This window comes from Streptomyces sp. 549 (genome assembly GCF_030124175.1).
Lineage (GTDB): Bacteria > Actinomycetota > Actinomycetes > Streptomycetales > Streptomycetaceae > Streptomyces.
This window is the reverse complement of the sequence record NZ_JASKMT010000017.1, coordinates 1-17,833: the sequence shown is the minus strand read 5'-3', so window position 1 is coordinate 17,833 and position 17,833 is coordinate 1. Positions and strand designations below refer to the sequence as shown.

The window sequence follows — 17,833 nt, the reverse complement described above, 5'->3', positions numbered from 1 at the left end:
GAGCGGCCGGCCGGGGCCGCTGGGCCCGGCGCTCAGTCCTGTCCCGCCGGGACCGCCGTGACCACCACGTTGTTCTGGTATCCGCCGCGGTCCGGGTCGTAGGGGGCGGCGCAGGTGACAAGCGTCAGCACGGGCGGGCCGTCGCGGCGGAACACGTCCGCCGGTAGCTCGTCCTTGGGCACGGTGCGCCGGGTGGACACGCGGTACTCGACCGGCTCTCCGGAGTCGCGGCGCACGGTGAGCACGTCGCCCTCGCGGACGTCGTACAGGGCTGCCAACGCGCCCAGTTCACCGGTGTCGGAGTCGACGTGGCCGACCAGGACGGCCGAGCCGGCCGCGTCGCCGGGCGCTGGGCCGAAGCGGTACCAGCCGGCCTCGGCCGGGTCGGCGGGGACCTCGGCGGTGCCGTCCTTCGCCACGCCCACCGGGACGATCCCCGCCGTGACGCCGACCCGTTCCATGCGCAGCCGGACCGGTGCGGGGGCCGCGTCCCGCGGCGGCTGGGCGTCAGCGCCGCCCCGCGCGCCCTTCTCCGGCGGCCGGCCCCCGTCCCTGCCTGGGCCGTCGCTGACGCGGTCCGGCGTGCGGGGGCCGGACCGGTCCTGGACCGGCGCGGACGCCGAGCCGCCGCCGAAGTCCGGTGGTGGCGCAGGGTCGTTGAGGTGGAGGACCACCAGCAGCACCAACCCCGCGGCCACGGCGGCACCGCACACCGTGAACCACCGGGCCCGCGGTACCTGACGCATGGGCGAACTCCTCGTCTGCTGATGCCGGTGCGGCGGTGACGTGCCGGTGGTGACGTGCCGGTGGTGACGTGCAGGTGGTGACGTGCAGGTGGTGACGTGCAGGTGGTGACGTGCAGGTGGTGACGTGCAGGTGCCGGTGGGCGGAAGCGCTCACCGGTCGGGTCGTCCGGTCCGGGGGGACGGGGCCTTGGACCGGACGGCCGGCCCGGCCGGGGCTCGGGGTCCCGGCCGGGGAGGGGGAGGCGACCGGATCGGGCGCGGACGTGCCGTCGGATCAGCCGAGCTGTCCGGCGGCACGTCGGCGGACGATCAGCACTCCGCCGGCCAGGGCCACCGCGCCGGCCGCGCTCCAGGCGAGCCACGCGTCGGAGGAGTTGGCACCGGCAGCCGCGCCGTTGCCGCCCGCGTGCACGGCTTCGGGCGAGGAGTGCATGCCGCTGAACGACTGGACCTTCAGCTCCAGGTTGTCGTCCTCGGCGCTGCCCCAGGCGTAGACGACGTTGCTGGTGCCCTCCTTCAGGTCGAGGTCGGCCGGGCCGATCGCGACGTCCTCGGTGCCGGCGAGCGTGACGTCGGCCTCGACGGTGCCGGAGCCCACCTCACCGGTGCCCTCGTCCGGGTTCTCCAGTCCCTCGAAGACCGGCGATCCGCCCGCGCGGACGTCCACCGCCGGAGCGGCGGCCACGTGCCGCACGGTCAGCCGCGACTTGCCGGCGGGCACGTCGGACACGTCGTTGACGAAGGCGGTCAGCTGGGGCTCGCCGTCCGCGTTGAGGTGGGCCGCGACGGTTGCGTTCGCACCGGCGGGAACCTCGATCTCCTTCTCGATCGCAGGGTCGCCCTCGGGGTCGGCACCGGCTTCGAAGATCTTGATGTCGTAGGTGCCGGCGTCGAGGGCCTGCGGGTCGGTGAGCGTGCCGGGCTCGAAGTCGGGCAGCAGTTCGTCGCCGTTGGCGTAGACGTCGACAGTCAGGCCGGGAACGCCGTGGAAGACGGACACCATCGCCTTGTTGTCGTCGGCCGCCGGAGCGGCGCCGGCGGGGGTCGCAGCCAGCGCGAGGGAGCAGGTCCCCACGGCGGCCACGATCGCTGCTGCGGTGCGCGAGTTCATCATTGGAATTCCCTTCGCGACTGGCCCCGATCTCTACGGGGTTTTACTGACCTCTTCCGGGGGCTGCACCGAACCGGATGCGCCTTCCGGAATGTTGCCGGAACTGAAGTGCCACCGCGTGAAATCGGCGGTGCGGGTCGGAACACACCGGCGCGCCCCGGCCGGAGTCGGATGTCGACGGCCGGTGCGCGATGGCTGCGGGAATCGGCGGGCACGGGCGTTGCCCGCCGATTCCCGCACTCCCCTCTTCCACGTGGGCGGCCCGCACGGATGCGCCGGCGTGGAGGTGGTTGCCGACGGGCACCCGTGCGGGCCCGGGGGGCGACGCGGTGCCGGGGCGGAGGTCTCTCCGCCGGCCGCGTCGCCGGCTCGTCAGGTCTGGCCGGGGCCTCCGACCGGACCGGGCAGGCTGGGACGGCGTACGTCGGCGCCGGTGACCGAGCGCGGCCCGGCCGCGCCGACACCCGCGCGGCGCTCCTCGCGGGCGGCCTCGTCGGGGTGGCGGCTGCGCCAGTACGGGTTGTCGTGCGGCAGCCCGCCGCTCACCCGGCCGTACATGCCGAAAGTGAGGATGAACAAGCCCATCACGAAGCTGAAGATGACGTTGGGCATGCGGAAGGCGAGGAGGTTCGCGCCGCGTTCCAGCACGATCAGGTGCAGGAAGCCGCTGGCGACGAACAGCGCGCCGATGGTCATGTTCAGCGTGGAGGCGAAGTTGCCGCCGATCAGGGCCCCGGCGATGAGCAGCAGGCCGACGACGACCGAGATGAGGCTGAGCAGGCCGTTGCTGGACAGACCGGCCACGGACTGGCCGGTGGTGTCGAAGAAGGCCAGCCGGTCGAGGAAGCCCAGGGTGCCGAAGGCCAGCAGGATCAGGCCGCTCAGGGCGGCCCCGTAGCGGTAGACGGTGGCCAGCCGGTGGTCGGTCGGCAGTTCGTCGCTCAGTTTCATGGCCGGATCTCCTCAGTGCGGGTGGTGCGCGGAGTCCCCGAGTGCCGCCGCGTGGAGCGACGGATGTGGTGCGGGTCGAAGTCGGTACGCCTCAGAAGAAGTGTGATCGGGCGCCTCGAAAGCGTCGGACTTCGTAATTGCCGGACCTGAATTCGCCTTGCGTCGAGAGCGTGATCGCGTCGGAGCGTGATCGCGTCGAGCATCGCCGCCCTGAAATCGATACGGCGGGATTCGGTCGCCGTGCCTGTCGGCTTCTCTCCGCCCTCTACCTGTATTCGGTTCCCGGGCCCCTTTCGGATGGCTCCGGACGAGTGTTTTCCGGTTTTTTCACAGACCGTGCATCGCCGAGGGTCACTGGGAGGTGGAGGCGTCCACCAGGACCCGGCGCAGTCGCTGGAGGCCGCGGCGGACATGGCTCTTGACCGTTCCCAGCGGAAGTCCGGTGCGCTCGGCGATCTGGACGTGGCTGAGGTCGTCGTAGAACGCGAGGGACAGCACCTGGCACTGGGCGGGCGGCAGCTTCGCCAGCTCCTGGGTGACCAGCAACCGGTCGAGCACCGCGTCGGTGTGCGGCTCGGCGACGGGACGCGCCTGCTGGGCCCCGGCTGCTGCGGCGAGCGCGGTGCGGCGGGTACGGGCGGTGAGCGCGTCGGCGATCTTCCTGCGGGTGATGCCGACCAGCCAGCCGCCGAGCGCGCCCCGCTCGGGTCGGAAGCCGTGGCGTCCGCGCCACGCGGCGAGGAACACCTGCTGGGTGACGTCCTCGGCCTCGCGCACGTCGCCCAGCGTCCGGGCGGCGAGCGTGTGCACGAGCGTGCCCCAGCGGTCGTAGGCGGCGAGTGCCAGTTCGTCGCCGGCGACGAACGCCTCGGCGATCTCTCCGTCGGTGGGTGCGGGCGCGGAGTGCGCCAGGCGCAACGGCGGTGCGCCCGCTGCGGGCACCCCAGCGGGGGCCCGTGTCGCCGGGCGGGTCCGGCTGTCTGCGGCGGTGGCGACCATCAGTGCCACTCCTCTCGCCGGGACCGTGCCCGGCCGGTGGGCCGAGGCGGCTTCCGGCCGTCCCGGGCACTGCCCGGTCCGGCGTTCCGCCACCGCCGGGAGCTCGCCGCACCCGGTAGCGACAGATTCGACGCAACGACATTCCGGAAGCAACTTGCATCGATTATGCGTCGTATGATGGAGCCATGAACGACGCACGGGACAACGACGCGGACGCCCCCGGACTGACGACCGGCGCGGTTGCCCGCCGCCTGGGCGTCGCCCCCACCACGCTGCGCTCCTGGGACCGCCGCTACGGCATCGGCCCGGCCGTGCGCCACGACGGGCGCCACCGCCGCTGGACGCCGGGCGACATCGCGATGCTGGAGCACATGTGCCGCCTGACCGGCAGCGGGGTCCCACCGGCCGAGGCCGCCCACCAGGCCCGCGCCGGCCACACCGCCGCGGACCCCGACCCCGACGTGACGACGTCCCACCCCTCGTCGGCCCCCGGCACCCCCGGCGCGTCCCGGTCGTCCGGGGCCTCCGCCCCCGGCCCGGTGGCCGACGTGCCGCGGCCCCAACCGGCACACCGGCCGACCGGCCCCACCGGGCTCCGGCCCGGCGGAGGGCCCGGCGGAGGGACCGGCGGAGGGACCGGCGGAGGGCCCGGGCACGCCGCTGTGGGGTCGGCGGGCGCCGGTCGGTCGGGGGCCGATGGGGCGGGGGCCGACCAGGAGGGAGCCAACCAGGTGGGACCCGGCCAGGTGGGACCCGGCCAGTCAGGACCCGGCCAGGTGGGGGCCGATCGGCCGGGTGGTGGGCTGACCGGTCCGGGCGGAAGCAACGCCCTCCCACTGGGCAGCGTGCGCAAGGAGTGCCGCGGACTGGCCAACGCCGCCGTCCGGCTCGACGCGCCCGCACTGGACGCCCGGCTGGAGGCCGCCGTCGCCGAGCACGGCCTGATCGTCGCCTGGGACGAGGTGATCATGCCCGCGCTGCGAGCCGTCGGCCGCAAGTGGGCCACGTCCGGGGAGCGTTACGTGGAGGTCGAGCACCTGCTGTCCTGGCACATCTCCTCGACGCTGCGGCGGCTCAGCGGCAGCGCCGCCGTGCGCACCGACCGGGCGCCGGTGCTGCTGGCCTGCGTGCCCGGCGAGATGCACTCGCTACCGCTGGAGGCGCTGGCCGCTGGACTGGCCCGACACAGCCTGCCGGTCCGCATGTTCGGCGCGGCGGTCCCGGCTGAGGCGCTCGACGAGGCGGTACGCCGCACCGGTCCCACCGCCGTCGTGCTGTGGTCCCAGTCGCGCACCACCGCCGACCGCACCCTCGCCCGGCAGATCCAGGCCACCGCCTGGGGCGTGCGCGGGGCCCGGCAGCGGCCCGCGCTGCTGCTGGCCGGCCCGGGCTGGGCCGGCATCGGACGAGTCACCGGCACCGTCCGCCCGCGCAGCCTCGCCGAAGCCCTCGAAGCCCTCACCGCCGTCGCCCGCGCCTGACGGCGTCGCCCACAGGACGCGGGACGGGCCAGCAGGCGCAGCCGCAGCCGGTCGGCGGACAGGCCGGGTAGCGCTCGGCGCACAGGCCCGGCAGCCGGCCCAGGCCGGCGGTCAGCCTCGGCAGCGAACCGGCCCCCGTCAGCAGCCCGTTGGCCAGTTCACCCACACACCGCCGCGCGGATGCGGCAGGGCGCCGGGGCGTTGCTCACAGCGCACAGGCCCGGCAAATGGCATCATCACGCCCATCCAGGGCCTCCAGGGCCTCCAGGGCCTCCAGGGCCTCCAGGGCCTCACGTCACGGAAGTTCCCGTCCGGGACCGAAGAACCCGTATCGGAGTCAACGCATGCCCGCCCGCGTCCACGTTCCGCTCCGCACACTCCGACGTGCCGCGGACCGTCGCCGCCCTCCTGACCACCGGCCCCGTCGCACCCGCTCCCCCACCCTCGAAAGGCGGCACGGCCCATGCCGGAGACCGGTTCGAACCCGCGCGACACCCCTGTGGACGCCGTTGTCATCGGAGCGGGTGCGGCCGGGCTCGCCTGCGCCGCGGACCTGACGGCCGGCGGTCTGCGGGTCCGCGTACTGGAGGCGTCCGACGGCGTCGGCGGGCGCATGCGGACCGATCTGCACGAGGGGTTCGTGCTGGACCGCGGCTTCCAGGTGTTCAACACCTCCTATCCGCAGGTGAAGCGGCGGCTTCGGCTGCGGGAGCTGCGGCTGCGCCCGTTCACGCCGGGCGTGCTGATCCGGACGGAACGCGGGCTGCTGAGGTTCAGCGACCCCACCCGGCAGCCGCGCCGCAGCGCCGACCTGCTGCCGGGCCGCCTCGCCTCGACCCGCGACCTGCTGGCCCTGGGCGTGCTCTCCGCCCGCGACATGCTCGGTCCGCCCGCGCACCGCAAGCGCGCCGAGGACCACACCACGCTGACCGCGCTGGCCAGGGCGGGGATCTCGGACGAGCTGGTGGAGACGTTCTTCCGCCCTTTCCTGTCCGGCGTGTTCCTGGAGGACGAGCTGGAGACCTCCGAGCGCTTCTTCCACCTGGTGTGGCGCAGCATGCTGCGCGGCACGCTCTGCCTGCCCGAACCGACGTTGCTGGTCGACAGTGCGGGGCGTTTCCTCAACACCTGCGTGCTGTCCGAGGTGTCGTCCGGCCACTCACCGGGCAGCCGTGCCCTGGTGGCCACTTCGGTGCTGGGCGAGGACCGTCCGGAGCTGCGCCGGGCGCTGCTCTCCGCCCTGGCCGACGCCTACGGCACCGACACGTCCGGCTGGGAGCACCTGGCCGCGCGGACCGTGCACGACGCGCTGCCGGCGATGCCGCCGCCCCAGCGGCTGACCCGCACCACCCGCTTCGGACCCGGCCGTTACGTGTGCGGTGACCACCGGGCCACCGGTTCGGTGCAGGGCGCGCTGGCCTCCGGCGCGCGGGCGGCCCGCGAGGTGCTGGCGGACCTGCGGTCGGCGCCACGTTAACGGGCAAACCCTGTCACTCACGATCTGACAGCCATACAGCCGCAAGTTCGGCCAATCGGATCATCACTCCCGGTGATGTGTGCCACAGGCGTTCCCCAGAAGCCGCTCGGACGCTAACTTCCCTTCCACCGCGTTCGTATCCCGGACACGGAATCCCCCACGTCGAACAGTTCAGTCCTCGTCGTACGCACACGGAAGGACCTGCCTGTGCCCGCCTCGTTCCGAGGAAGACGCCGCGCGGTAGCGGCGCTCTCCGCCGCCGCGCTCGCGACCCCGCTCCTGCTCGTCGCAACCGCAAGCCCGGCCGCCGCCAAGACCGACCCCGTCCACGAGGGGCAGAAGCTGGCGAAGCAGCTCGTCAAGCAGTCGAGCGCGAAGAACGCCCACAAGCACCTGAAGGCCTTCCAGGCCATCGCCGACCGCTACGACGGCAACCGGGCCGCTGGCACCCGCGGCCACGAGGTGTCCGCCAAGTACGCGGGCACCCTGCTCAAGGCCGCCGGCTACAAGGTGACCTACCAGGACTTCACGTTCACCTACCGCGAGACCATCGCGGAGCGCCTGACCGTGCTCGGCACGGACAGCCGTGACGTGCCGATCAAGCTGATGACGTACACCACCAGCACGCCCGAGGGCGGCATCGAGGCCGAGGTGGCCGAGGTCCCGCGCGACGAGGACGGCACCACCGGCTGCACCGCGGGCGACTTCGCCTCCGGTGACTTCACCGGCAAGATCGCGCTGATCCAGCGCGGCGGCTGCACCTTCGCCGCCAAGCAGGCCGCAGCCGCGGACGCCGGTGCCGTCGGCGCGCTCATCTACAACAACGTGGACGGCGAACTCAACGGCACACTGGGCGACTCCAGCGCCGGACGCATCCCCACCGGCGGCCTCAGCCTGGCCGACGGCAGCGCGCTGTCCACCGAGGTCGCGGGCGGCGACACCTCGGTGAACCTGGAGATCATCGAGTTCCAGGAGGACCGCAGCACGCCGAACGTCATCGCGGAGACCCGCGGCGGCGACCCGGACAACGTGGTCATGCTGGGCGCGCACCTGGACTCGGTCGCCGACGGCCCCGGCATCAACGACAACGCCTCCGGCTCGGCCGGCATCCTCGAAGCGGCCCTGCAGTACTCCAAGGCCACCAAGCAGTGGCTGCCGCACCAGGCCAAGAACCCCAAGCAGCCCGCCAACAAGGTGCGGTTCGCGCTGTGGAGCGCCGAGGAGGTCGGCCTGCAGGGTGCCGAGCACTACGTCTCGAACCTCAGCGACGCCGAGCGGGACCGGATCGCGCTGTACCTGAACTTCGACATGATCGCCTCGCCGAACTACGGGCTGTTCGTGTACGACGGTGACGACTCCGACGGTGTCGGCGCCGGCCCCGGCCCCGAGGGCTCCGCCCAGATCGAGTACGGCATCAACGAGTTCATCAAGTCCCGCGGCGAGGAGCCGCGCGGCACCGACTTCACCGGGCGCTCCGACTACGGACCGTTCATCGAGATCGGCATCGCCTCCGGTGGCACCTTCACCGGGGCCGAGGGCATCAAGACCGAGGCCCAGCGCGAGCTGTGGGGCGGCGAGGCCGGTGTCGCCTACGACGCCTGCTACCACCAGGCCTGCGACGACATCAAGAACATCAACATGAAGGCCTTCGACATCAACATCAAGGTCATCGCCAACGCCGTGGGCAACTACGCCTGGGACACCTCCTCCCTCCAGGCGGAGGTCCCGTTCGTGCCCACCGACGGTGACGCGGGCAGCGGCGGCGGTCTGCACGACGACCACGACCACGAGCTGGACAAGGAGTAGTCCGGTAGTCCCTCCGGGCAGCGCCCGGTACGGACCGGTCGGGCCCCGCGGCCGCCTCACGGCGCCCGCGGGGCCTTCGGCCGTCCGCACCCCCGGCAGGGGCGCGTCGCGGTGCGCCACGGGCGCACGCGGGCAGCCGTGCCTCCGGCGACCGCGACCTGCCCGCCGACCCCGGGCCGGTGCCCGGCACTCCGGCGCACTCCGGCGCGAGCGGACCGCCCCGGCCGGCCCCCGGCCCCTCGGGCGGGCGCCTCGGAGGCCGCACCACGACCCGCCCGATATGCCTGGTACGAGGCGGAACGACCACTATCCGTTCCGTGGACGAGGCTGCGCCCGCGGGCACCGGCCCGGTAGGCTTTCCGTGTGATCTTCAAGCGAATCGGCAGCGGCAAGCCCTACCCCGACCACGGCCGGGACAGCACCCGCCAGTGGGCGGACGTCGCCCCACGCCCGGTGCGCCTGGACCAGTTGGTCACCACCAAGGGCCAGCTCGACCTGGAGACCCTGCTCGCGGAGGACTCCACCTTCTACGGGGACCTCTTCGCCCATGTCGTGAAGTGGCAGGGCGACCTCTACCTGGAGGACGGCCTGCACCGCGCCGTCCGCGCCGCGCTCCAGCAGCGGCAGGTACTGCACGCCCGGGTCCTCGACCTCGGCTGATCCCGCCCGCAGGCCCGCAACAGGCCCGCTCGACCGGCCTCCCGCCTGCCTGCCCGCGTTCCGCCGCGCCCGCCGGTCCGTCGCCCGCACCGACCGCCGCGCGGTGACCCGCCCGGCGCCGATCGCCCATGCCGGGAGCGTCCGAGCCGGGACCGCCCGAGCCGGGAGCGTCCGCGGGGTGGCCCAGACGGCGGCGCGCTGCACACTCCGCCGCCGTCCGCAGCGCGGGCAGAGCCGTCCGCCGGGCGTAATGACCCTTTCGGGTTGGGCTGCCCGCCGTACGCTCATCAGTTAGTACGCACTCCCGCGCACCCGGGCTACGCTGCGCCCATGAGCATGCTGACGCCCCCCGGCATGGGCGGTGAGTACCGCATCACGGGTGACCGCTACCCCCGCATGCGGCGACCGCACGGCCGCCGCCGAATCGTCCTGGGTTCCCTCGCCGCGGTCACCGCGCTCAGCCTGCTGGCCTGGGGCACGGTGCAGCTCGTCTCCGTCTTCACCGGGGGCGACGGCAAGACCGTCAGCGCCGCCCAAGAGGACTGCAAACCGAGCGACCCGCGGACCGGCAAGGACGCGGCCCCGGCCCGCGTCCTGCCGGACCCGTCGTCGATCACCGTCAACGTCTACAACGCCACCGAGCGCAGCGGGCTGGCGAAGGAGACCGCCGACGAGCTGGCAAAGCGCGGCTTCACCATCGGGGAGGTGGACAACGCGCCGCCCGAGCTGGACAAGAAGGTCAAGCAGACCGGGCTGCTGCTGGGCACGCCCAAGTCCGAGCAGAGCGGCGCGCTCGCCGTTCTCGCCGCGCACCTGGACAAGGCCTCCACCCGCACGGACAAGGCACGCAAGGGGACCGCGGCCAAGAGTGTCGACCTGGTCATCGGGGACGGTTACCGGTCCCTGACCAAACCGAAAGCCGCCCAGCAGACTCTCGTGGCACTGACCAAGCCCTCTCCCGCGCCGTCCACCGCCGCCGGCTGCTGACCACCGGCCGCTCCCGGGCCGCAGCGGATCACGCGGCCGGGCAGCCCGGATCGGCCCGGGGGGTGCGGGCGAGCCGGCGTGCAGACCCGCGCACGGGCCGCAGACCCACCGGCGTACGAGCCCGCGGACCGGCCGGGAGCGGACCGGCGTATCCGGTCCGCGTGCGCGTGCGCGTGCGTGACGTCAGCCGGCGGTGCCGTACATCCGGTCTCCGGCGTCGCCGAGCCCGGGCACGATGTAGCCGGACTCGTTCAGCCGCTCGTCGACGGCCGCCGTCACCACGGTGACGGGCGTGCCGGCCAGTTCGCGCTCCATCAGCTCCACGCCCTCCGGCGCGGCCAGCAGGCACAGCGCCGTCACGTCGTCGGCGCCCCGCCCGATCAGCTCCCGGATGGCCGCGACCAGCGTGCCGCCGGTGGCCAGCATCGGGTCGAGCACGTACACCTGGCGGCCGGACAGGTCGTCCGGCATGCGCGTGGCGTACGTCGACGCCTGCAGCGTCTGCTCGTCCCTGATCATGCCCAGGAAGCCGACCTCGGCCGTGGGCAGCAGGCGGACCATGCCGTCCAGCATGCCCAGGCCCGCCCGCAGGATCGGCACCACCAGCGGGCGCGGGTGCGACAGGCGCACGCCGGTGGTGCCGGTGACCGGCGTGCGGATGTCGACCTGCTCGGTGCGCACGTCCCGGGTCGCCTCGTAGGCGAGCAGGGTGACCAGCTCGTCGGCGAGCCGCCGGAAGGTCGGGGAGTCGGTGCGCTCATCGCGCAGCGTGGTGAGTTTGTGCGCCACCAGCGGGTGGTCGACGACGTGGGTCCGCATGCTCCGACAGTATCCGAGACCCACGTGACCAGGTCTCCTGCGGTGGCGTGAACCCCGGGTCCGGAGGGAAAGTGAAGGGATACGCCGGAGGTGAGGCCATATGTCCGACCCGAGGAACCAGTCGCCGCGCAGAGGTGACACCGCCGCGCTGCGCCGCGAGGTCAGCGACCCGGACCGCCTGCGCAAGCGGGCGCTCTTCCTGCGCGAGCTGAGCGAGGCGAAGGCACTGCGCGAGCGCGTGCAACCGCGCCGGGCGCGCGCCGCCCGAATGCGCCAGCAGATGCGGATGCGCACGTTCCGGTGGTGACCGGCGGTAACGCCCGCAGGTTGGGCCCACCGCGCCTCCCGGCTGCCTGCTCTCGCGTCCGATCCGCAAACACCTGCCCGACGCATCGTCGAAGACGTCCCATCCGGCGCGGGTTTCTGTCACGATGCCGAAAGAGCGGGGCGTCGCCCCTCTTGAGCACTCGCTGATCACCGGATACCAGTGGGAGAGTCACGGTGTACTTCGCCGCACTGCTCGCGCGCACCGAAGAGGGATGGGTAGCGAGCGACACGGAACTCGACGACGTGGAAACCCTCGCCGATCTCGCGGACCTCGCCCGCGAGGCGGCCGGGGAGGACGACACGGTGCTGATCTGCATCGAACAGGAGGGCGCCTGGTTCGGCGTCGTCCGCGTGGACGGCGAGGACGACCCTCGCATCTACGTCTCCGACGCGGCAGCCGCCGCCCGCAACGCCTACGGCGAGATCCTGCTCACCGACGAGGTCCTCGGCCGGGACCCCGAGGCGCCCGAGGACCTCGACAGCCTCGTCGACCTCGACGGCACCGAGGACGGCGAGCCCGACGTGGTGGCCGACGACGCCGACGACGAGCCGTCCGAGCCGGGCACCGTCCCGGACGGGCCGGTCGGCGACGCCGAACTGCTGGCCGACCTCGGGATGCTGGAGAAGGAGGTGCTGTCGCTGGACGCCGGTGACGCGCTCTCCGAGATCGCCGAGGCTCTGGGCTGCACCGACGTGCTGGAGGCCGTCCGGTAGCCGGGTGACACTGGGGGCATGGACGATCCTCTGCGCGACCCCTGGCTCCCCTCGATGCGGCACGCCCTCGCGGAGGCCGTCGAGGCCGCCGGCGCCGGCGACGTCCCCGTGGGCGCGCTCGTGCTCGGCCCCGACGGCACCGAGCTGGGCCGCGGGCACAACGCCCGCGAGGCGTCCGGCGACCCCACCGCGCACGCCGAGGTCGTCGCCCTGCGCCGCGCCGCCGAGCAGGCCGGCGGGTGGCGGCTCACCGGCTGCACCCTGGTCGTCACCCTGGAGCCGTGCACGATGTGCGCCGGCGCCGCGGTGCTGTCCCGGGTCGACCGGATCGTCTACGGCGCCACCGACCCCAAGGCGGGCGCCGCCGGCTCGCTGTGGGACGTGGTGCGCGACCGGCGACTCAACCACCGCCCCGAGGTGATCCCCGGAGTGCTCGCCGACCGGTGCGGCGCACTGCTCACCGACTTCTTCCGCCACCGCCCGGGCACCGATTTCGGCGCACGCCCCACCGTGGGCTAAGCTCTCTCCCGGTAGCGTGTCCGAGCGGCCGAAGGAGCTCGCCTCGAAAGCGAGTGTGGGGGCAACTCCACCGTGGGTTCAAATCCCACCGCTACCGCTCTGAGCAGGACGAACGAAGGGCCGGACCCGGCAGGGGTCCGGCCCTTCGTCGTGCGCCGTCTCAGTTTCCGTCTCAGTTGGCCCGTCAAGCGCAGAAAATCTCACCGCAATAGGTGTTTCGCCCCCTATCCTCCGGGGCGTGGATCGAGACTGGATGCGTAAGCGGCTCACTGCCTTCGAAGCGCTAGAGGATCACTACTGGCTCCTTCGGCGTGCCAACGCTGCTACGTCGGAAGTTCGGAAGCGGCTGTTTGAAGCTGAGCCCACAGTCGTGAAGATCTTGCGCACTCTCGACCCTCGGCTGCTGCACACAGAGGTGCTTGCGGAGGACGACTGGCAAGGGCTGACCATCAACACAAGCGCAGTCAGGCGCGGCATAGGCATCCTCGCAGACATGGACGAGTGGACGACTCGATTGGCGCCAGATGCGCCATCTCTTCCGGCTGACAGGCTCCACCCATGGGTGTGGGACGCTGCTCGCACCTTCTGGGAGTCCAGGCACTACCGAGCCGCCGTTCATGCCGCCGCCACGTCGATCAACGCCCACCTCCAGGACAAGCTTGGTCGGCGTGACCTGTCGGACGCCAAGCTCGTACAGGAAGCCTTCAGCGATAAGGCCCCGGAGACGGGCAAGCCCCGACTACGGATGCCGGGTGACCCGACAGACCCCGGAGTGCAGACACGGCAGCGTGGCGCCCACCAACTCGGCCAGGGGGCTTACTTCGCGCTCCGGAACCCCGCTGCCCACGAAGTGGGTGACTTGGCGGAGCAGGAGGCATTGGAACAGCTAGCTACGTTTAGCGTGGTGGCGCGACTGATCGACGGATGTCAGGTGATGACGCAGCGCTGAGAGGGGCAGGGTGTAGAACCCTGCCCCTCTCAGTCTCACCGGGTCGGGGCGAGCACACCAACGGCCCCGTCATCGGGCTCGTCTCCGGCCGGCGTCCATATGAGTCCATCCACCTGTCGAGCCACGTCGCTTCGGACCGAATCCACCATGTGCTGATACCGAGCAGCCATGGCTGTGGTGGACCAACCCATGAGCCCCATGACGGCCCTCTCGGAGACTCCGAGGATGAGCAGGACCGTGGCGGCGGTGTGCCGGGCGTCGTGGAGACGGCCGTCCCTCACCTTGGCGTCGGTCAGCAGCTCTTTCCACTCGTCGTAGTCCGTACGCGGTGAGGTGCCGCGCCCGTCCACCGTGGCGAACAACCAGCCGTTTTCCGTCCACTGCTCCCCCGCCGCCTGCCGCTCCCGGTCCTGCGCGACTCGGTGCTGACGCAGCAGGTTCGCGAGCTGCGGTGGTAGCCCCACCGCCCGGCGGCCGGCGCGCGACTTGGTGTCGGCAGTTTCCGGGTTGGTCCGGCGCCGGTCCGGGCAGTACCCGGCCTTGCGGCCACAGGTGTCGCCGCACCCGTGCGCGTACCGGGGCCGCCGCCGACTGCGCCGGACGTAGAGGATTCCGGTGTCTAGGTCCACATCCGTCCACTTCAGACCGAGCGCTTCGCCCTGTCGCAGACCCAGGGCCAGGGCGACCGCCCACCGAGCGGTGTTCCGGCGCCGCTGTGCGGCGGTGAGGAGCCGCCTCACCTCATCCACGGTGTACGGCTCGACTTCCTCTTCGTTGACGCGCGGGGCCTTGGCGAGCCGGACGGGGTTCTCTGCCAAGTGTCCGCGCCGCACTGCCTCGTTCAACGCGGTGCGGAACGTCCGGTGCGCCTGGTGGGCTGTGGCGGCGGCACTGCCACGGGCCTGCATCTTCGCGTAGAAGCGCTCGATGTGCTCCGGCTCCAACCGGTCGAGCCGGTGCGCTCCGAGGGCGGGAATCAGGTGCTTCCTGACTGCCACGCCATAGCCCACCATCGTGTTCTCGTTGACGGCCAGCGGTGCGATGGTCTCCACCCAATGGGTGAGCCAATCAGCGACCGTCCAGCGCTTGCCAGGCTTGCGGAGCTTCCCCGTGTCCCGTTGCTTCTCCAGCTCCCGGACCGCCTTGGTCACCTCCGCCTTGGTCTTCCGCTCCACGTGCCGACGGTCGGGGCGACCGTCATCCCGGATGCCGACCGTGACACGGCCGTGCCACCTTCCGTCCTTGCCGAGATAGACGGATGACCGTCCGTTGGGCTGCCGCGTGCGGTTCTTCTCTTCAGCCACAGGTTGTCCTTTCAGGCAGCGATCTGCGTCGTGGAACGGCGGGAGGTGCGGAGGCGGGCGACGTACTCCGGGACGGCCTCGGCGGGCACCTTGCGGAGTCGCCCCACCGTGACCGACTCCAGGTCGCCGGAGCTGATGAGCCGGTAGCAGACGGTCCGGCCGATGCCGAGCCGCCGGGCGGCTTCCTCGACAGTGAGGAGGGCAAGAGTGGGATCGTGTGTCTCGTCCTGCGTGAGCATGCTTCGGGCGCTCCCTTCTCAGAGAGCCGCTACATCCGCTACATCCGCTACACCGCAGGTCGGAGACCGTGCGGGTGTAGCGGATGGGCGGGGTGTAGCGGATGGGTGCCGCTACGCGGTGCGGCTGGCCGGTCCGGCGGGTGTAGCCGAGGACGGGTGGATGTAGCGGATACCGGGAAGCTCATCCGCTACATCTGCACCGCCGCTGAGCTGGTCTGTAGCGGGTGTAGCGGATGTAGCGGACTTCTCAGGGGGTGGTGGGCAGTACCGCGTCCAGGCGTCCGCCAGGTCCTCGGCGTAGTAACCGCGGGGGACACCGGCGGCGGTTCGAATGGGCCGTGGCTTGATGGCCTTGTTGTCGCCGGTGACGTACTCCCCGAGCAGGCGAGACAGAGCCCGAGGGGTCATGGGCTTGCCACCCATGTCCGGCCAGGGAGCTTCATCCATGGCGTTGAGACATTCGAGAATGACGGCCGTGGGCATCCGGTCCGCTCCGCAGAACACGTGGTCGCGCAGGTCGGTGAGAAGTCGGATACCGAGCGAGGTGCGGTCGTCTTCCTTGGCTGCGGTCACCAGCTCCACACAGGCCGCACGGGCCCGTGCGGGCCACGCCCCTCCGGCAGCGTCAGCTACGGCAAGCAGGGGTTCCCATACGTCGGCAGGGCGGTCAGTAACTCCCTCGGGCATCGTCGGCCACGCGCCTTCCAGACCCGTGCGGACGGTGTTCGCCCATGCGGCCAGCCGGTCGCGCAGAGTGTTGCCCTCACCTTCGTGCAGACGCTGTCGGAAGGGCTCCACGCGCTCGTTCGGGGCCCGGCGTCGCATGCGGATGATGACCGAGCGGGTCAGGATCGTGTCCGGCAGGGAGCCGAGTCCGGCCATTGCCACCGCGCAGTAGGACGGGAACGCCACCACGTTCTGCGTGGAGCCGTCACCCACGCACCGGTAGGTGACGCCGGAGCGGCGGTGCCCAGCGTTGAGGAACCCGCGCAGCTCCTCGTTTTCCCCCGCCTTGGGACCGAATACGGTGTCGATCTCGTCGAAGAGGATGGTGGGCCGTCCGTCGGTGCCGGAAACGGCCCGGAAGAGGGCGGCAGCGGAAGCGTTGACCGCCACCATCGGATGCGGAACCAGGGTCTCGACGATCTCCAGTGCGCGGGACTTGCCGCTGCCCGGCTCGGGGGAGAGGAACGCGAGCCGGGGGGTGGAGTCGAAGCAGTCGAGCAGGTGCGCGTGTGCGTCCCACAGTGCAACAGCGACGTACGCAGCTTGGGTGGGGAAGGCGTTGAAGCGCCGATGGAACTGCTCGACCTCATCGAGCAACGCAGCGCCATCCGTCTCGTTCATGCGGCCGTCCTCCCTTCCTGGGGACTGCGGAGCGGGCAGGTGTGGCGGTGTGCCTGGTGGTCGTCGATGAGGGCCAGCACGCGTGCCCTGCCGACCGCGCGGCGGTCCCTGCCGCACAGGCACCGCGACGTGACCGAAGGAACCGCGCTGTGGCCGGGCACGCAGATGTGCAGCCACGCCACGGAGTGCCGCCCGTCGCCCGGGTGCGGGTCAGGGCAAAGAGCAGTGGGGACGCCTTCGGCGACGACCTTCAGCGCCCGACCGTCCGACGCGGCCGGGCCAGGGGCGGCGGCATGCGGTTGGTCACTGGTCACGGACTGGCTTTTCAGGGAGGGGGGATGCTGCTGGCTCATGCCGCCCCCTGGGTGCGGGCGGTGCGGATGGACCAGTTGAGGGCGCTGCGGATGGTGGCGCGGCACTCGGCCGGCGGCAGTCCCGCCGCCTCCCCCGCTCCTTGAAAAGCGTCCTCGACCACGTGCCGGGGGATCTGGCCCCACGCGACGAACCGCCCAAGAGCGCGCGTCGCCCGCAGCAACGTCGCGTTGCGCGCACCCTCCGGCGCACCGTGGACAGCCGCCAGTTCGGCGTTCAGGGCAGCTGTGACGCGACGAGAGGACCGCGACGCGACCGGTGCAGCCATAAGCCCCCGCACGGCCTGACGGCCCGTCAGGCGGGTGTGCAGCCATTCGGGCGCGGCGGCGGGCGGGGTGTCGTCCAGGATCTCGTAGGGGCCGCTGGGGGTGATGCTGCCGGGGGCGACGACGTAGCCGCCCCACGCGCGGGTGTCGACCAGCGGCGCGAGCGTGCCCGCACTGTTGCCCAGCCGGGTTCCGGTGGGGGCGGTGAAGTACAGGTGCTGTCCACCGCTCGCGGTCCGCACCGTACGGGTGGTGGGGACCGGCTGTCCGGCGCGCTCGCAGAGCGCCGTGAAGGTCGCCACGCCGCAAGGCGTATCCGCACTGCCCTTGCCCTTCGGCCGGTCCAGGTCGACGACGAGGAGCCCGGCGGGACCGGTGGCGATGCCGACGTTGAACGGTGCGGCTGCCCAGGCGTGCCGGATGCGGTCGGGGTCCGTGGTGGCGCGCTGCTCCCACTTCACGTGTCCGCCGGCGCAGGGGCCGGTGCGGGTGCAGGCGTTCTCGCCGTGCAGGGCGGGGCGCTTGCCGCCGGGGCGCAGGGGCAGGACGGGCCAGCCGCAGGCGGCGGCGTCGAGCGCTGCGGACAGCAGGTTCCCGCTCATGCCACCATCCCCAGCGTTGCGGTGGCGAGGAATGCGGCGCCGATGTGCTCGGTGTAGGCGGGTGGGATGGCTTCGGTCAGTTCCTCGCGGACGCTGGTCCAGGTGATGCCCATGGCGGTCTGGAGTTCCGGGACGGACGGCTTGCCGCCGCCGTTGC

18 protein-coding genes, 1 tRNA gene and 1 pseudogene are annotated in these 17,833 nt (G+C 72.2%); 10 read left to right on the top strand and 10 right to left on the bottom strand.

The genetic code is table 11. From position 1 onward, the window contains the following. Positions 1–32: 32 nt before the first annotated feature. The 4 genes from QNO07_RS18700 to QNO07_RS18685 all read right to left on the bottom strand — a co-directional run bounded on the left by QNO07_RS18700 (position 33) and on the right by QNO07_RS18685 (position 3,807). Entirely contained in the window at positions 33–746 is a 714-nt protein-coding gene (locus QNO07_RS18700; protein WP_283993304.1) for a class F sortase, read from the bottom strand. A 274-nt stretch (positions 747–1,020) separates the two neighbouring features. Next, complete coding sequence (locus QNO07_RS18695) at positions 1,021–1,857, bottom strand: DUF4397 domain-containing protein (RefSeq protein WP_283993410.1); 837 nt, start codon at positions 1,855–1,857, stop codon at positions 1,021–1,023. 372 nt (positions 1,858–2,229) lie between these two features. Continuing rightward, on the bottom strand, positions 2,230–2,808 hold the full coding sequence (locus QNO07_RS18690) for a DUF4383 domain-containing protein (RefSeq protein ID WP_283993303.1): 579 nt from the start codon (positions 2,806–2,808) through the stop codon (positions 2,230–2,232). A 351-nt stretch (positions 2,809–3,159) separates the two neighbouring features. After that, a complete protein-coding gene (locus QNO07_RS18685) occupies positions 3,160–3,807 on the bottom strand; it encodes a sigma-70 family RNA polymerase sigma factor (RefSeq protein ID WP_283993302.1) in 648 nt (215 codons plus the stop codon). Positions 3,808–3,992: 185 nt separating this feature from the next. Between QNO07_RS18685 and QNO07_RS18680 the strand changes: the two genes are divergently transcribed. The 5 genes from QNO07_RS18680 (at position 3,993) to QNO07_RS18660 (ending at position 10,218) form a co-directional block, all read left to right on the top strand. Continuing rightward, positions 3,993–5,288, top strand: coding sequence for a MerR family transcriptional regulator (locus QNO07_RS18680; protein WP_283993301.1), 1,296 nt, complete (start codon positions 3,993–3,995; stop codon positions 5,286–5,288). A 463-nt stretch (positions 5,289–5,751) separates the two neighbouring features. After that, positions 5,752–6,765 (top strand): FAD-dependent oxidoreductase, encoded by a 1,014-nt coding sequence (locus tag QNO07_RS18675; RefSeq protein WP_283993300.1) that lies wholly within the window; start codon positions 5,752–5,754, stop codon positions 6,763–6,765. 207 nt (positions 6,766–6,972) lie between these two features. Further along, the gene (locus QNO07_RS18670) at positions 6,973–8,571 is read left to right on the top strand and encodes a M28 family metallopeptidase (protein ID WP_283993299.1); all 1,599 of its coding nucleotides are present in this window, start codon (positions 6,973–6,975) and stop codon (positions 8,569–8,571) included. A gap of 363 nt (positions 8,572–8,934) precedes the next feature. Further along, positions 8,935–9,231: a type II toxin-antitoxin system VapB family antitoxin gene (locus QNO07_RS18665; RefSeq protein ID WP_283993298.1), complete on the top strand. Its 297-nt coding sequence runs from the start codon at positions 8,935–8,937 to the stop codon at positions 9,229–9,231. A 330-nt stretch (positions 9,232–9,561) separates the two neighbouring features. Next, a complete protein-coding gene (locus tag QNO07_RS18660; protein ID WP_283993297.1) occupies positions 9,562–10,218 on the top strand; it encodes a LytR C-terminal domain-containing protein in 657 nt (218 codons plus the stop codon). 183 nt (positions 10,219–10,401) lie between these two features. Here QNO07_RS18660 and upp read toward each other — a convergent pair whose 3' ends face one another. Then, positions 10,402–11,037, bottom strand: coding sequence for a uracil phosphoribosyltransferase (gene upp / locus QNO07_RS18655; RefSeq protein WP_283993296.1), 636 nt, complete (start codon positions 11,035–11,037; stop codon positions 10,402–10,404). A 100-nt stretch (positions 11,038–11,137) separates the two neighbouring features. Between upp and QNO07_RS18650 the strand changes: the two genes are divergently transcribed. From QNO07_RS18650 to QNO07_RS18630, 5 genes are all read left to right on the top strand, one after another. Continuing rightward, positions 11,138–11,344, top strand: coding sequence for a hypothetical protein (locus tag QNO07_RS18650; RefSeq protein ID WP_283993295.1), 207 nt, complete (start codon positions 11,138–11,140; stop codon positions 11,342–11,344). Positions 11,345–11,538: 194 nt separating this feature from the next. After that, positions 11,539–12,078: a tRNA adenosine deaminase-associated protein gene (locus QNO07_RS18645; RefSeq protein ID WP_283993294.1), complete on the top strand. Its 540-nt coding sequence runs from the start codon at positions 11,539–11,541 to the stop codon at positions 12,076–12,078. Between the two features lie 18 nt (positions 12,079–12,096). Further along, positions 12,097–12,597, top strand: a complete 501-nt coding sequence (gene tadA, locus QNO07_RS18640) for a tRNA adenosine(34) deaminase TadA (RefSeq protein ID WP_283993293.1) — start codon at positions 12,097–12,099, stop codon at positions 12,595–12,597. A gap of 10 nt (positions 12,598–12,607) precedes the next feature. Then, positions 12,608–12,694, top strand: a tRNA-Ser gene (locus QNO07_RS18635). Positions 12,695–12,835: 141 nt separating this feature from the next. Continuing rightward, on the top strand, positions 12,836–13,546 hold the full coding sequence (locus tag QNO07_RS18630; protein ID WP_283993292.1) for a TIGR02391 family protein: 711 nt from the start codon (positions 12,836–12,838) through the stop codon (positions 13,544–13,546). A gap of 35 nt (positions 13,547–13,581) precedes the next feature. Here the strand turns inward: QNO07_RS18630 and QNO07_RS18625 are convergent, their stop codons facing one another. The 5 genes and pseudogenes from QNO07_RS18625 to QNO07_RS18605 form a co-directional block, all read right to left on the bottom strand. Then, positions 13,582–14,850, bottom strand: coding sequence for a tyrosine-type recombinase/integrase (locus QNO07_RS18625; protein ID WP_283993291.1), 1,269 nt, complete (start codon positions 14,848–14,850; stop codon positions 13,582–13,584). Between the two features lie 11 nt (positions 14,851–14,861). Next, positions 14,862–15,089, bottom strand: a complete 228-nt coding sequence (locus QNO07_RS18620; RefSeq protein ID WP_283993290.1) for an excisionase family DNA-binding protein — start codon at positions 15,087–15,089, stop codon at positions 14,862–14,864. A gap of 111 nt (positions 15,090–15,200) precedes the next feature. Next, the gene (locus QNO07_RS18615; RefSeq protein WP_283993289.1) at positions 15,201–16,436 is read right to left on the bottom strand and encodes a DUF3631 domain-containing protein; all 1,236 of its coding nucleotides are present in this window, start codon (positions 16,434–16,436) and stop codon (positions 15,201–15,203) included. Between the two features lie 349 nt (positions 16,437–16,785). Beyond that, positions 16,786–17,676, bottom strand: a complete 891-nt coding sequence (locus QNO07_RS18610; protein ID WP_283993288.1) for a bifunctional DNA primase/polymerase — start codon at positions 17,674–17,676, stop codon at positions 16,786–16,788. Then, a pseudogene (locus QNO07_RS18605) lies at positions 17,673–17,833 on the bottom strand (DNA methylase); the annotation flags it as partial. The gene QNO07_RS18610 and the pseudogene QNO07_RS18605, both read right to left, overlap by 4 nt.